The sequence below is a fragment of the Nocardia farcinica genome, from assembly GCF_001182745.1.
GTDB classification, from domain to species: Bacteria; Actinomycetota; Actinomycetes; order Mycobacteriales; family Mycobacteriaceae; genus Nocardia; species Nocardia farcinica.
On the sequence record NZ_LN868938.1, the window covers coordinates 518,553 to 531,858 of the forward strand.

General features: G+C 70.0%; 11 protein-coding genes. 8 read left to right on the forward strand and 3 right to left on the reverse strand.

The window, feature by feature from the left end:
• Positions 1–24: 24 nt before the first annotated feature.
• Positions 25–2,826: an aconitate hydratase AcnA gene (acnA, locus tag AMO33_RS02715; RefSeq protein WP_060590267.1), complete on the reverse strand. Its 2,802-nt coding sequence runs from the start codon at positions 2,824–2,826 to the stop codon at positions 25–27.
• A 260-nt stretch (positions 2,827–3,086) separates the two neighbouring features.
• On the opposite strand from acnA, the gene AMO33_RS02720 reads away from it, so the two are divergent.
• From AMO33_RS02720 to AMO33_RS02755, 8 genes are all read left to right on the forward strand, one after another.
• Complete coding sequence (locus tag AMO33_RS02720; protein ID WP_050768295.1) at positions 3,087–3,653, forward strand: Rv1476 family membrane protein; 567 nt, start codon at positions 3,087–3,089, stop codon at positions 3,651–3,653.
• Between the two features lie 276 nt (positions 3,654–3,929).
• Positions 3,930–5,357 (forward strand): Nfa34810 family invasin, encoded by a 1,428-nt coding sequence (locus AMO33_RS02725; RefSeq protein ID WP_060590268.1) that lies wholly within the window; start codon positions 3,930–3,932, stop codon positions 5,355–5,357.
• Positions 5,358–5,458: 101 nt separating this feature from the next.
• Complete coding sequence (locus tag AMO33_RS02730; RefSeq protein WP_060590270.1) at positions 5,459–6,691, forward strand: AAA family ATPase; 1,233 nt, start codon at positions 5,459–5,461, stop codon at positions 6,689–6,691.
• 62 nt (positions 6,692–6,753) lie between these two features.
• Positions 6,754–7,704, forward strand: coding sequence for a DUF58 domain-containing protein (locus tag AMO33_RS02735; protein WP_060593255.1), 951 nt, complete (start codon positions 6,754–6,756; stop codon positions 7,702–7,704).
• Positions 7,701–8,708 (forward strand): VWA domain-containing protein, encoded by a 1,008-nt coding sequence (locus AMO33_RS02740; RefSeq protein WP_011210011.1) that lies wholly within the window; start codon positions 7,701–7,703, stop codon positions 8,706–8,708. The genes AMO33_RS02735 and AMO33_RS02740 overlap by 4 nt, the downstream gene beginning before the upstream one ends.
• 78 nt (positions 8,709–8,786) lie before the next feature.
• Entirely contained in the window at positions 8,787–9,509 is a 723-nt protein-coding gene (gene fabG1, locus AMO33_RS02745) for a 3-oxoacyl-ACP reductase FabG1 (RefSeq protein ID WP_011210010.1), read from the forward strand.
• A 54-nt stretch (positions 9,510–9,563) separates the two neighbouring features.
• Positions 9,564–10,400 (forward strand): NADH-dependent enoyl-ACP reductase InhA, encoded by an 837-nt coding sequence (inhA, locus tag AMO33_RS02750; RefSeq protein WP_011210009.1) that lies wholly within the window; start codon positions 9,564–9,566, stop codon positions 10,398–10,400.
• A gap of 74 nt (positions 10,401–10,474) precedes the next feature.
• The gene (locus AMO33_RS02755; protein ID WP_228790190.1) at positions 10,475–11,473 is read left to right on the forward strand and encodes a ferrochelatase; all 999 of its coding nucleotides are present in this window, start codon (positions 10,475–10,477) and stop codon (positions 11,471–11,473) included.
• Between the two features lie 19 nt (positions 11,474–11,492).
• Here the strand turns inward: AMO33_RS02755 and AMO33_RS02760 are convergent, their stop codons facing one another.
• Entirely contained in the window at positions 11,493–12,302 is an 810-nt protein-coding gene (locus AMO33_RS02760) for a hypothetical protein (protein ID WP_060590274.1), read from the reverse strand.
• Positions 12,303–12,349: 47 nt separating this feature from the next.
• On the reverse strand, positions 12,350–13,162 hold the full coding sequence (locus AMO33_RS02765; RefSeq protein WP_060593256.1) for a DUF3097 domain-containing protein: 813 nt from the start codon (positions 13,160–13,162) through the stop codon (positions 12,350–12,352).
• Between the last annotated feature and the right edge of the window lie 144 nt (positions 13,163–13,306).

Here is a 13,306-nt window from a genome sequence, read left to right on the forward strand (position 1 = left end):
CGACATCGTCGTCGACGAGCGCACTCAGGCGCGAATCATGTTGCGCAGCACGTACTGCAGGATGCCGCCGTTGCGGTAGTAGTCGGCCTCACCGGGGGTGTCGATGCGGACCACGGCGTCGAAGGTGATCTTCTCGCCGTCGGCCTTGGTGGCGGTCACCTTCACCGTCTTCGGGGTGACCCCCTCGTTCAGCTTGGTGATGCCCTCGATGTCGAACACCTCGGTGCCGTCCAGGCCCAGCGACTTGGCCGACTCGCCCGCCGGGAACTGCAGCGGGATGACGCCCATGCCGATCAGGTTCGAGCGGTGGATGCGCTCGAAGGACTCGGTGATGACGGCCTTCACACCCAGCAGGCGGGTGCCCTTGGCGGCCCAGTCACGCGAGGAACCCGAGCCGTACTCCTTACCGCCGAGCACCACCAGCGGGATGCCCGCGGCCTGGTAGTTCTGCGCGGCGTCGTAGATGAACGCCTGCGGGGCGCCCTCCTGGGTGAAGTCGCGGGTGTAACCACCCGAGACGTCGTCGAGCAGCTGGTTGCGCAGCCGGATGTTGGCGAAGGTGCCGCGGATCATCACCTCGTGGTTGCCACGCCGCGAGCCGTAGGAGTTGTAGTCCTTGCGCTCGACACCGTTGGCCTCGAGGTACTGCGCGGCCGGGGTGCCGGGCTTGATGTTGCCCGCCGGGGAGATGTGGTCGGTGGTGACCGAGTCGCCCAGCAGCGCCAGCACCCGGGCGCCGGTGATGTCGGTGACCGGGGTCGGCTCCTGCGGCATGCCGTCGAAGTACGGCGCCTTGCGGACGTAGGTCGAGTTCTCGTCCCAGGCGAAGGTCTTGCCCTCCGGGGTGGGCAGCGAACGCCAGCGCTCGTCGCCCTTGAACACGTCCTTGTAGTCCTCGAGGAACATGTCGCGGCTGATCACCGCGTCGATGGTGTCCTGGATCTCCTTCGGCGACGGCCAGATGTCGCGCAGGAACACGTCGTTGCCCTCGGTGTCCTTGCCCAGCGGGTCGGTCTCGAAGTCGAAGTCCATGGTGCCCGCGAGCGCGTAGGCGATGACCAGCGGCGGCGAGGCCAGGTAGTTCATCTTCACGTCGGGGGAGATGCGGCCCTCGAAGTTGCGGTTGCCCGAGAGCACCGCGGTGACCGTGAGGTCGTTGTCGTTGATGGCCTGCGAGATCTCCTCCGGCAGCGGGCCGGTGTTGCCGATGCAGGTGGCGCAGCCGAACGCGACCAGGTTGAAGCCCAGCTTGTTCAGGTACGGCCACAGGCCGGCCTTCTCGTAGTAGCCGTTGACGACCTGCGAACCCGGCGCCATCGAGGTCTTGACCCAGGGCTTGCGCGCCAGGCCCTTCTCCACGGCGTTGCGGGCCAGCAGGGCGGCGCCCAGCATGACCGAGGGGTTGGAGGTGTTGGTGCAGGAGGTGATCGAGGCGACCACCACGGCGCCGTGGTCGAGCACGAAGTCGCCGTACTCCTCGCTGTGCACCTTGACCGGCTTGGTCGGGCGGCCCTCGGAGTTGTTGGCGGCGGTCGGCAGCACGGCGTCGTCGTCGGCGAAGGACAGCACGGCCGGGTCGCTGGCCGGGAAGGACTCCTCGACGGCCTCGTCCAGCTTCGAGTGCGGGGCGCCCTCGGCGTCGGAGGTGTAGTTGTGGATGTCCTTGCGGAAGGCGATCTTGCTCTCCGACAACAGGATCCGGTCCTGCGGGCGCTTCGGGCCTGCGATCGAGGGCACCACGGTGCTCAGGTCCAGCTCGAGGTACTCGGAGTACTCCGGCTCGAAGTCCGGGTTGTGCCACAGGCCCTGCTCCTTGGCGTAGGCCTCGACGAGCGCGAGCTGCTCGTCGCTGCGGCCGGTCAGGCGCAGGTAGTCGACGGTCACCTGGTCGATCGGGAAGATCGCGGCGGTGGAGCCGAACTCGGGGCTCATGTTGCCCAGGGTGGCGCGGTTGGCCAGCGGCACCTCGGCCACGCCCTTGCCGTAGAACTCGACGAACTTGCCGACCACGCCGTGCTTGCGCAGCATGTCGGTGACGGTGAGCACCACGTCGGTGGCGGTGACGCCCGGCTGGATCTCACCGGTGAGCTTGAAGCCGACCACGCGCGGGATCAGCATCGACACCGGCTGGCCGAGCATCGCGGCCTCGGCCTCGATGCCGCCGACGCCCCAGCCCAGCACGCCCAGGCCGTTGACCATGGTGGTGTGCGAGTCGGTGCCGACGCAGGTGTCGGGGTAGGCCTGGCCGTTGCGGACCATGACGACGCGGGCCAGGTGCTCGATGTTGACCTGGTGCACGATGCCGGTGCTCGGCGGGACGACCTTGAAGTCGTCGAAGGCGGTCTGGCCCCAGCGCAGGAACTGGTAGCGCTCACCGTTGCGCTGGTACTCGATGTCGACGTTGCGCTGGAAGGCGTCCTCGCGGCCGAACACGTCGATGATGACGGAGTGGTCGATGACCATCTCGGCGGGCGCCAGCGGGTTCACCTTGTCCGGGTCGCCGCCCAGGGTGGCGACGGCCTCGCGCATGGTGGCCAGGTCGACGATGCAGGGCACGCCGGTGAAGTCCTGCATGATGACGCGGGCGGGGGTGAACTGGATCTCGGTGTTCGGCTCGGCCGAGGCGTCCCAGTTCGCGATGGCACGGATGTGGTCGGCGGTGATGTTCGCGCCGTCCTCGGTGCGGAGCAGGTTCTCCGCGAGGACCTTCAGTGCGTAGGGGAGTTTCTCGGTGCCGGGCACGGCGGAGAGGCGGAAGATCTCGTAGGAGTTGCTTCCGACCTCGAGGGTGCCCTTGGCGCCGAAAGTATCGATACTTGTCGTCACGTCAGCTCCACTCGTCGGTGAGGGTGGGTCACCGGCGGGGCTGTGCCGGTGACTCGAGTCTTTGGAGGGGCTCCGGCCACTGGGAGTGCCGGTTCCTCGCGCCACGACCCTAACAGTACGCTTGTCCTGTGAAACGTGCGGGGTGCGGTCGGCGTGGCGTGGGCGAACACCCGGTGACCGCGTGACGTACTGTGCTCTGGCAGTGTTGGATGCCCGCCGCCGCGCACATCGGTGACGTGGCTGGACAGACCGGATGGAAGATGGCCCCCTCGCACACCTCGGTTTTCTCCCCGCTCGCCGCGGAACTGCCGCCCACCGTCGACGCGAACACCCTGGAGTCGATCAAGGAGGACGTCGCCGACAACCATGTGGCGGCGCCGAAGGGCAAGGACCAGTCCGGACTCGAGGCGATCGTGGCCGAAGCGCGAGCCGAGGGCATCCCGCTGAGCATCGTGGTGATTCCCGGCAATCCCGGTCACGACTCCAATCTACGGGACCTGGCCACCGAGGTCGGCAAGACCGAGCAGGGCACCGTGGTGGTCCTCAGTGACGACTGGGTGGGCACCTACAGCGATTCGATCAGCCGGGTCAAGCTCGAGTGGGCCGAGGACGCGGCCAAGAGCAAACAGGGCAACTCGGTGGAGGCCGCGCGCATCTTCGTCGACCGGCTCGAACAGCCGGAGACCTTCTCCTGGACCGCCATCACCGGTGTGCTCATCGCGGGCACCGCGCTGGCGGTGGCAGGTCTCCATCTGATCAAGGCGCGCCGCGCCGCCGCGCAGGAGCGGCCCGCCGTCGCCGAGCGGGACACCGCGACCATCGCCTGATTCTCGACCGGCGCCACGTCCGCCGGGGAGTTTTCCAGACGGTCGGTATGTTTTCCGGCAGCAAACCCGAACTCGTATCCGGCTAATGCCCGGCAACGCACGAATTACCCGGCTGTGATTCTGTTACCAGAGTTCTCACGGAGCATAAAGTGTCGTACGGTTCGAGTGATCGCCGATGGGGAACAAGTGGTAGCAGAGCTATCCGCCGACGGATGAGCTGGGAGGTCCCCGGTGGGGCTCGTGAGGCGAGGCCGGATTCGAGTCCTTGGAGGTGCGATGCGCGAGAGCCGCCGTGCGGGTCAGCGATCGAAGCTGTGGGTCGCCGTGGGGTTGCTGATCTGCACCGCATTGGTCGTGTCGGCCGGACCGGGTACCGCCGTACCGCCCCCGCCGCCGAATCCGAGTGACGGACAGATCGCCGACGCGGGCGCCCGCGTCGAGGCCGGGATCGGCGAGGTGGGTGCCCTGATCAACCAGGTCGCCGACGTCGAACACCAGCTGCGCGAACTCGACGATGCGGTCGCGGTGCGCCGCGAGGAGGTCAACAAGGCGCTGGTGGACCTGCAGAACGCGCGCGCGGCCGCCGACGCGGCCGCCGCCCGCGTCGAGACCACCCAGCGCGATCTGGCCACGGCGGGCGAGGAGGTCGCCAGGGCCCGGCACAATTTCGACGACTTCGCCACCCGCGCCTACACCCGGCCCGCGTCCGGCTCGATGGTGACCTACCTGGCCGCCGCCACCCCCACCGGCGCCATCGACCGCTCCGAGGTGCTCGGACTGGTGTCGAAGAACCAGCAGCAGGTGCTCGACGCGCTGCGCCGCGCCCAGATCGAACAGGGCAACCGCAATTCCGATGCGCGCGAAGCCAAATCGCTGGCTGATGCCGCGGCGGCGGCCGCCGAGCAGAAGAAGGCCGAGGCGGAGAGCGCGGTGGCCGCCGCCAAGGCCGCCCTCGACAGCGAGACCGTGCGCCGCGACGGCCTGCTCCGCGAACGCGACGCGGCCCAGTCCCGTCTGGACGCCGCGCGCGCGAACGTGCAAGGGCTACAGAACCAGCGCGAGGCCTATCAGGCCTGGGACGCGCAACGCCGCGCCGAGGAGGCCGAGGCGATCCGGGTCGCCGCCGCGGCCGCCGCCGCCCGCGCCGCCGCCGACCAGGCCGCCCGCGAACGCGCCGCACAGCTGGGCGAGGGCAAACGCCCGCACACCGAACTCGAGGACGCCCCCGCCCCGAAGAAGAGCACCACCCCCAAGCCCAGCTCACCGTCGGTGAGCGGCTCGGCGGCGGTGGAAGTCGTGGTGGACCGGGCACTTTCGCAGCTGGGCGTCACCTACGCCTGGGGTGGCGGCGACGAGGACGGCCCCACCCTCGGCATCCGCGACGGCGGCGTGGCCGACAGCTACGGCGACTACAACAAGGTCGGCTTCGACTGCTCGGGCCTGATGGTCTACGCCTTCGCCGGGATCGGCGTCTCGCTGCCGCACTACAGCGGCTATCAGTACAACGCGGGCACCCGGGTCCCGCTGGCCCAGAAGGCCCGCGGCGACATGCTGTTCTGGGGGCCGGGCGGCAGCCAGCACGTGGCCCTCTACCTCGGTGACGGGAAGATGGTCGAAGCGCCCCGGTCCGGCGACGTGGTGAAGGTGTCGCCGGTGCGTGAGGACGGCATCATGCCGTACGCGGTCCGCATCGTCACCTCCTGACGAGCGCCGAATTCCACCGATCGCGGAGCCGGTTGCGGCATCGCGGGCGATTACCTGGAATAGTTGGTGCCGCACGCACTAAGACCGAGGCGAAAGCGGGGATGTTGGTGACTTCGACGGACAGTGTGAGCGGGGCGAATCTGGCAAAGGACAAGCCGGAACCCGCGTCGGGCACCCTGGAGCGTGACGTCCAGACCCTCGAGAAGGCGATCTACGAGGTCAAGCGGGTCATCGTGGGCCAGGATCGGCTCGTGGAACGGCTGCTCGTCGGTGTGCTCGCCCGTGGTCACGTGCTCCTCGAAGGTGTGCCCGGCATCGCCAAGACGCTGGCGGTCGAGACCTTCGCCAGGGTTGTCGGCGGGTCCTTCTCCCGTGTGCAGTTCACCCCCGACCTGGTGCCCACCGACCTCATCGGTACCCGCATCTACCGCCAGGGCCGCGAGGAATTCGACACCGAGCTCGGTCCGGTGGTGGCGAACTTCGTGCTCGCCGACGAGATCAACCGCGCACCGGCCAAGGTGCAGTCCGCGCTGCTCGAGGTCATGGCCGAGCGGCACGTCTCGATCGGCGGCAAGACCTACCCGATGCCCGATCCGTTCCTGGTCATGGCGACCCAGAACCCGATCGAGAGCGAGGGCGTGTACCCGCTGCCGGAGGCGCAGCGCGACCGCTTCCTGTTCAAGGTCGTCGTCGACTACCCCTCGGTGGAGGAGGAGCGCGAGATCATCTACCGGATGGGCGTCACCCCGCCGGAGGCCAAGCAGATCCTCGGCCCCGAGGACCTGATCCGGCTGCAGAAGGTCGCCGCGAACACCTTCGTGCACCACGCGCTGGTCGACTACGTCGTCCGGGTCATCGCCGCGACCCGCAAGCCGCTCGACTACGGCATGGCCGACGTCGCGAACTGGATCGCCTACGGCGCCTCCCCGCGCGCGAGCCTCGGCATCATCGCCGCCGCCCGCGCGGTCGCGCTGATCCGCGGGCGCGACTACGTGGTGCCGCAGGACGTGGTCGAGGTGATCCCGGACGTGCTGCGCCACCGGTTGGTGCTGTCCTACGACGCGCTCGCCGACGAGGTGAGCCCGGAAGACGTCATCCGGCGGGTCCTGCAGACCGTCGGCCTGCCGCAGGTCGCGCCGCAGGCGGTGCCCGCAGGCGCGCAGGCCGCGCCCGCGGGTCCGCCGCAGCAGCACCAGCAGCAGATCCCGCAGCCGCCCGCCCAGCAGGGTCAGGGCCAGCAGGGTCAGGGTCAGCCGGGTCAGCAGGGTCAGGGCGCGCCGAACCAGGGCGCCCAGGCCCCGATGGCCCCGGCCGGCACCAACCAGCCCAAGTGACGTCGGCGTCGGGTGTGCCCGAGAACCCGCGCGACGCTCGACCCGAGGTTTCCCGAGTGACGATGTCATCGCATGCCCCGCCCTCGTTCCGGGCGGGCGAGCTGTCGGACGCGCGGCTGTCGGCCGCGCTGAAGACCCTGGAGCTGACCGTGCGCCGCCGCCTCGACGGCGTGCTGCACGGCGACCATCTCGGCCTGATTCCCGGCCCGGGGTCCGAGCCGGGGGAGTCGCGGCTCTACCAGCCCGGCGACGACGTGCGCCAGATGGACTGGTCGGTCACCGCCCGCACCACGCATCCGCACGTGCGGCAGATGATCGCCGACCGCGAGCTGGAGACCTGGATGGTCCTCGACCTGTCGGCCAGTCTCGACTTCGGCACCGCCGCCTGCCAGAAGCGGGATCTGGCGATCGCCGCCGCGGCCGCGATCACCTACCTCACCAGTGGTGGGGGCAACCGGATCGGCGCGGTGGTCGCCACCGGCGAACAACTGGTGCGAATTCCCGCGCGCAGCGGGCGGATCCACGCCCAGACGCTGCTGCGCTCGATCGCGACCACCCCGCACGCGCGCGACGGCGTGCGCGGTGATCTGCGCGGCGCCATCGAATCGCTGCGCCGCCCGCAGCGCAAACGCGGCCTCGCGGTGATCATCAGCGACTTCCTCGGCGAGATCGATTGGCAGCGTTCGCTGCGCGCCATCTCCGCGCGGCACGATCTGCTGGCCGTCGAGGTACTCGATCCCCGCGACCTGGAACTGCCCGACGTGGGCGATGTGGTGCTGCACGATCCCGAGACCGGCCGCACCCGCGAATTCAGCGTCACGCCCACGCTGCGCGCCGATTTCGCCGCCGCCGCGCAACGCCACCGCGACCAGGTGGCCCAGGCGCTGCGCAGCTGCGGTGCACCGGTGCTGACCTTGCAGACCGATCGCGACTGGATCGCCGACGTGGTCCGGTTCGTGTCCACCCGGCGCCACAGCTTCGGCGCCCCGACCGGGCGGGTGCCTCGCCAGTGAGTATTTCGCATTTCACCGCACTGATCTGGCTCGGCTTCCTGGCGGTGGTCGCGCTCATCGCGCTCGGCTACGTGCTGGTGCAGCGGTCCCGGCACCGGCAGATGCTGCGGTTCAGCAACATGGAGGTGCTGGAGAAGGTCGCGCCGTCGCGGCCCTCGCCGCTGCGGCACGCGCCGATCGCGCTGATGCTGGTCGGCCTGGTGTTCCTCACCATCGCCGCGGCGGGACCGACCTCGGTGCAGAAGGTGCCGCGCAATCGGGCGACGGTCGTGCTCGTCATGGACGTGTCGCTGTCGATGGAGGCCACCGACGTGCCGCCGAGCCGGCTCGAGGTGGCCCAGCAGGCGGGCAAGGAGTTCGTCGACGGCCTCACCCAGGGCATCAACCTCGGCTTCGTCACCTTCGCGGGCACGGCCTCGGTCATGCAGTCGCCGACCACCAACCGGGAGGCGGTCAAGGCCGCCATCGACAACATCAAGCTGGCCGAGCGCACCGCCACCGGCGAGGGCATCCTCACCGCGTTGCAGTCCATCGAGACGCTGGCGACCGTGCTCGGCGGTGCCGAGACCCCGCCGCCGGCGCGTATCGTGCTCATGTCCGACGGCAAACAGACCGTGCCCGACGACAAGGATGTCGACAACCCCCGGCATGCCTTCACCGCCGCCCGCCTCGCCAAGAGCAAGGGCATCCCGGTCTCGACGATCTCCTTCGGTACCGAATGGGGCTCGGTGGAGATCCCCGACCAGGACGGCCAGGGCGGCTCGCAGCGGGTCAAGGTGCCGGTGGACAACGAGTCGCTGCGCGAGATCGCCAAGCTCTCCGGCGGCGAGTTCTACACCGCCTCCAGCCTGGAGGAACTGACCGCCGTCTACGACACGCTCGAGGAGCAGATCGGCTACGAGACCACCCGCGGCGATGCCAGCCGCCCGTGGTTGCTGCTCGGCATGCTGGTCGTCGCCGCGGGCATCGTGACGGGCCTGCTCTATCGTCAACGCCTGCCGTAGCCGCACGCCGTTGTGGCATCGCACAAGGTGCGCTGCCCGCACGCGGACGCAGGAATTCGAACAGATAGGTTAACTCCCATGACCAACATCACATCGCGATCGGTCCTGGTGACCGGCGGAAACCGCGGCATCGGCCTCGCGGTCGCGCGACGCCTGCTCGCCGACGGTCACAAGGTCGCCGTCACCCATCGTGGCTCGGGCGTGCCGGACGGCCTGTTCGGTGTCAAGTGCGACGTCACCGACACCGAGTCGGTCGACCGCGCCTTCGCCGAGGTCGAGGCGCACCAGGGGCCGGTGGAGGTGCTGGTGGCCAACGCGGGCATCGTCGCCAACACCTTGCTCATGCGGATGAGCGACGAGCAGTTCACCAGCGTGATCGACGCCAACCTCACCGGCGCGTGGCGCTGCGCCAAGCGCGCCAACCGCGCGATGCTGCGGGCCAAGTTCGGCCGGATCATCTTCCTCGGCTCGGTCGTCGGCCTCGGTGGCGGTCCCGGCCAGGTCAACTACGCGGCGTCCAAGTCGGGCCTGATCGGGATGGCGCGATCGATCACCCGCGAGATCGGGTCGCGCAACATCACCGCCAACGTGGTCGCCCCCGGCTTCATCGAGACCGACATGACTCGTGACGAGGTCACCGAGGAGATGCGCGAGGTCGTGCTGAAGTACGGTGTGCCCGCGGGCCGTCCGGGTCAGCCCGAGGAGGTGGCCGCCGCGATCAGCTTCCTCGCCTCCGACGACGCCTCCTACATCAACGGCGCGGTGATCCCGGTCGACGGCGGCATGGGCATGGGCCACTAGTATCCCGCTGGCCCGCAGCAACGGACTTTCGACATCAGGAGAACCGAGAAACTCATGGGCGGACTGCTCGAAGGCAAGACCATCCTGGTCACCGGCATCATCACCGACGCCTCCATCGCGTTCCACGCGGCGGCGATGGCCCAGGAACAGGGCGCGAAGGTGATCATCACCGGTATCCCGGAGCGGCTGCGGCTCATCGACCGCATCGCCAAGCGGCTGCCGAAGGAGGTTCCGCCCGCCATCGGTCTCGACGTCACCAACGAGGAGGACCTGGCCGGACTCGCGGACAAGATCCGCGAGCTCGCGCCCGAGGGACTCGACGGTGTGCTGCACTCGATCGCCTTCGCACCGCGCACCCTGATGGGCCCGGAGGCGCTGCCGTTCCTGGAGGGCCCCGGCCCGGACGCGGCCAAGGCGTTCGAGATCTCCGCGTGGAGCTACGCCTCGCTGGCCCGCGCGGTGCTGCCGGTGATGAACGAGGGCGGCTCGCTGGTCGGCATGGACTTCGACCCGCGCACCGCCATGCCGTACTACAACTGGATGGGCGTGGCCAAGGCCGCGCTGGAGTCGGTGAACCGCTACGTCGCCCGCGAGGTCGGCACCGCCAAGAAGGTCCGCTCCAACCTGATCGCCGCGGGCCCGATCAAGACGCTGGCCGCCAAGGCCATCGCGGGCACCGCCACCGACGACGCGGCCAAGCTCAACCAGCTCAACATCTACTGGGACGGCGCCTCGCCGATCGGCTGGGATGTCGACGACCCGACCGCGGTGGCCAAGTCCATCGTGGCGCTGCTGTCGGACTGGCTGCCCGCCACCACCGGTTCGATCATCTACGTCGACGGCGGTGCCAGCCACAACACCTGGTTCCCGGAGAACTGGTCGGCCAACTGAGCGAAGGAGGACCCGTGGCCGTCGAGGCGCTGCTGCTGCTGTCCTTCGGCGGCCCGGAACGCCCCGAGGACGTGATGCCGTTCCTGGAGAACGTCACCCGGGGCCGTGGGGTGCCGCGTGCCCGCCTCGAGGAGGTCGCCCAGCACTACCTGCACTTCGGCGGCGTCTCGCCGATCAACGCGCTCAACCGCGACATCATCGCCGGTGTCGAGCGCGAACTCGACGAGGCGGGCATCGACCTGCCGGTGTATTTCGGCAACCGCAACTGGCATCCGATGGTCGAGGACACCGTCGCGGAGATGGCCCGCGACGGGGTGACCGGCGCCCTGGTCTTCCCCACCTCGGCCTGGGGCGGCTACTCCGGGTGCCGCCAGTACCACGAGGACATCGAGCGGGCCAGGGCGGCCGTCGGCCCCGCCGCCCCGCACCTGACCAAGCTGCGCCAGTACTTCGACCACCCGCTGTTGATCGAGGCGTTCGCCGACGCGATCCGCGCCGCCCTGGAACGGCTGCCCGCGGATCGGCGTGACCGTGCCCGGCTGGTGTTCACCGCGCACTCGGTGCCGGTCGCCGCCGACGCCGCCGCCGGTCCGCCCGCCGACGGCGGCGAGCTGTACAGCCGTCAGGTCGCCGATGCCGCCCGATTGTGCGCGGCGGCAACGGGTTTCGCCGATCACGACCTGGTGTGGCAGTCCCGCTCCGGGCCGCCGCAGGTGCCGTGGCTCGAGCCCGACATCGTCGATCATCTGGAGGACCTGGCGGGCCGGGGGGTGGACGCGGTCGTGGTGTGCCCGGTCGGCTTCGTCTCCGACCACCTCGAGGTCATCTGGGATCTGGACAACGAGGCGAAGGACAAGGCTGCCGAGCTCGGCATGGCGTTCGCGCGGGCGTCGACGCCGGGCACCGACCCGCGGTTCCCGCGGTTGGTGGTGGAGCTGATGCGTGAGCATCTGGACGGCCTGGCTCCGCGCAGGCTGGGTGCCGAACCGGGCTACGGGTGCACCATCGACGGGGTGCCGTGCGCGAGCGGATGCTGTGCGCCGCAACGCCGCCCGGCGGCCGCGGGCCGCTGACCGGCGCTCACCGATCGTCTCACCCGCGCGCGGCCGCGTGTACCGCGACCAGCCGGGCGGCGCGGATGGCGTCCCACAGCGGGCGCAGCAGATTCTCCTGTGCGCCGATCGCGCTGGCGGAGGTCGGCGCCGACGCCGGTTCCCGTTGCGCCACCGTGAGGATGGCCGCGACGTGGTCGGCGGTGTCGAGAATCCGCTTGGCGCGCAACGGGATCGACTCGGGGTAGTCGTGGCGGGCGTAACCGGCCAGCTCGGCTTCGATCAGTTCACGCGGGTCGGAGTCCGCGGCGCCGATGCTCGTGGTGTGCAGCTTCATCAGGGCGTCGGCGGCGTCGCGGACGGCTTCCCGCATCGTGTACTCGGCCTCGCCGAGGGAGAGGTCCGGTCCGGCCGCCGGGGGGACGGTGACGGTGTAGATCGTCCACTGCAGGGTGTCGTCGTCGGCCCACAGCGGGATCAGCCCGGTGCCCTCGGCGCCGGGCGCGCCGATCAACAGGCCCTCCTCGGCCTCGATCGCGTCGGCGGCGAACTCGGTGCCGACCGGCAGTCCGCGCACGTCGCCGGGCACCGGCAGCACCAGTCGCAGCTGCGCCTGCGGCGCGCTCATCGCCTCGCGAATGACCTTGAGCAGCGGCATGACCCCGCTACCCGCTGCCGCGCCGCGCGAGGACCACGGCAGGTCGGAGCGGCCGCCGGTGACCGGGTCACCGGCGGCGATGGTGTGCCTGGACGCCCAGGCGTGCAGCGCCTCGAGCACATCGTCGGGCGCACTGTTGCCGGCCAGCCAGGAGCCGGCCCACACCGTCAGCGTGGCACTGGGAGAGCACATAATCTTCGAGCATAAAGGGGTTCGCGCTCGCGCACCCGCGGGTGTGGCTACTCCGGTTCGGTGACGAAGTCGATGAGCCGTTCCACCGCGCCGATGAGGGGGGACTCCAGGTCGCGGAAGCTCGTCACCGCCTGGTACACCCGCCGCCAGCCGTCCTGCGGCGTTCCCCAGCCGAGCCGGTGGCAGACGCCGGTCTTCCAGTCCTCCCCGCGCGGCACCGCGGGCCACTCCCGGATGCCGAGCGCGGCCGGGCGCACCGCCTGCCACACGTCGACGTAGGGGTGGCCGGTCACCAGCACGTACGGGCCGAGACCGGTGGTGAGCTGGGTTTCCTTGGAGCCGGTGACCAGGTGGTCGACCAGCACGCCGACCCGCCTGCCCGGGCCCGGCCCGAACGCGGTGAGCCGCTCGGCGAGGTTGTCCAGCCCCTCCAGGTGCTCGACGACCACGCCCTCGACCCGCAGGTCGTGGCCCCACACCCGCTCGACCAGTGCGGCGTCGTGCACACCCTCCACCCAGATGCGACTGGCCTTGGCGACCTTCGCGCGCAGCCCCTCCACCCGGGTCGACCCCGACGCCGAGCGCGTCGGCTTCCGCGGCGCGGCGACCGCCGGGCGCACCAACGTGACCGGCTTGCCGTCGATCAGGAACGCCGCCTCGCGCATCGCGAACAGCCGGACCACCCCGCGCCCGTCCTCGAGTTTCACGAACTCGCCGTCGTAGCTGCGGTCGAATCCGACGACGGCGCCGCAGAATCCGGTCGCGGCGTCCTCCACCACGAGATCGCGTTCGGCGGGCACCGTCGGCACCGCCCGTTTCTTCGTCCTGGCATGTCCGGAGAAGATGTCGCCGGAGTAGATGTCGCCGGAGCGACTGTCACCGCCGAACCTGTCACGCGTACCCACCCGTCCGAAACTACCCGGCCACGCCGCGATTTCGGTTCTGCGACGCGGGGGTGTCGCCCGACGTTCACCGAGCACCCGCGCGATCCGGCGTCCCCGGAC

Coding starts and splice junctions, on each gene's coding strand:
- AMO33_RS02720 (WP_050768295.1), top strand. CDS start 3,087: ATGGCCCCCTCGCACACCTCGGTTTTCTCCCCGCTCGCCGCGGAACTG.
- AMO33_RS02725 (WP_060590268.1), top strand. CDS start 3,930: ATGCGCGAGAGCCGCCGTGCGGGTCAGCGATCGAAGCTGTGGGTCGCC.
- AMO33_RS02730 (WP_060590270.1), top strand. CDS start 5,459: ATGTTGGTGACTTCGACGGACAGTGTGAGCGGGGCGAATCTGGCAAAG.
- AMO33_RS02735 (WP_060593255.1), top strand. CDS start 6,754: ATGTCATCGCATGCCCCGCCCTCGTTCCGGGCGGGCGAGCTGTCGGAC.
- fabG1 (WP_011210010.1), top strand. CDS start 8,787: ATGACCAACATCACATCGCGATCGGTCCTGGTGACCGGCGGAAACCGC.
- inhA (WP_011210009.1), top strand. CDS start 9,564: ATGGGCGGACTGCTCGAAGGCAAGACCATCCTGGTCACCGGCATCATC.
- AMO33_RS02755 (WP_228790190.1), top strand. CDS start 10,475: ATGCCGTTCCTGGAGAACGTCACCCGGGGCCGTGGGGTGCCGCGTGCC.
- AMO33_RS02760 (WP_060590274.1), bottom strand. CDS start 12,302: ATGTGCTCTCCCAGTGCCACGCTGACGGTGTGGGCCGGCTCCTGGCTG.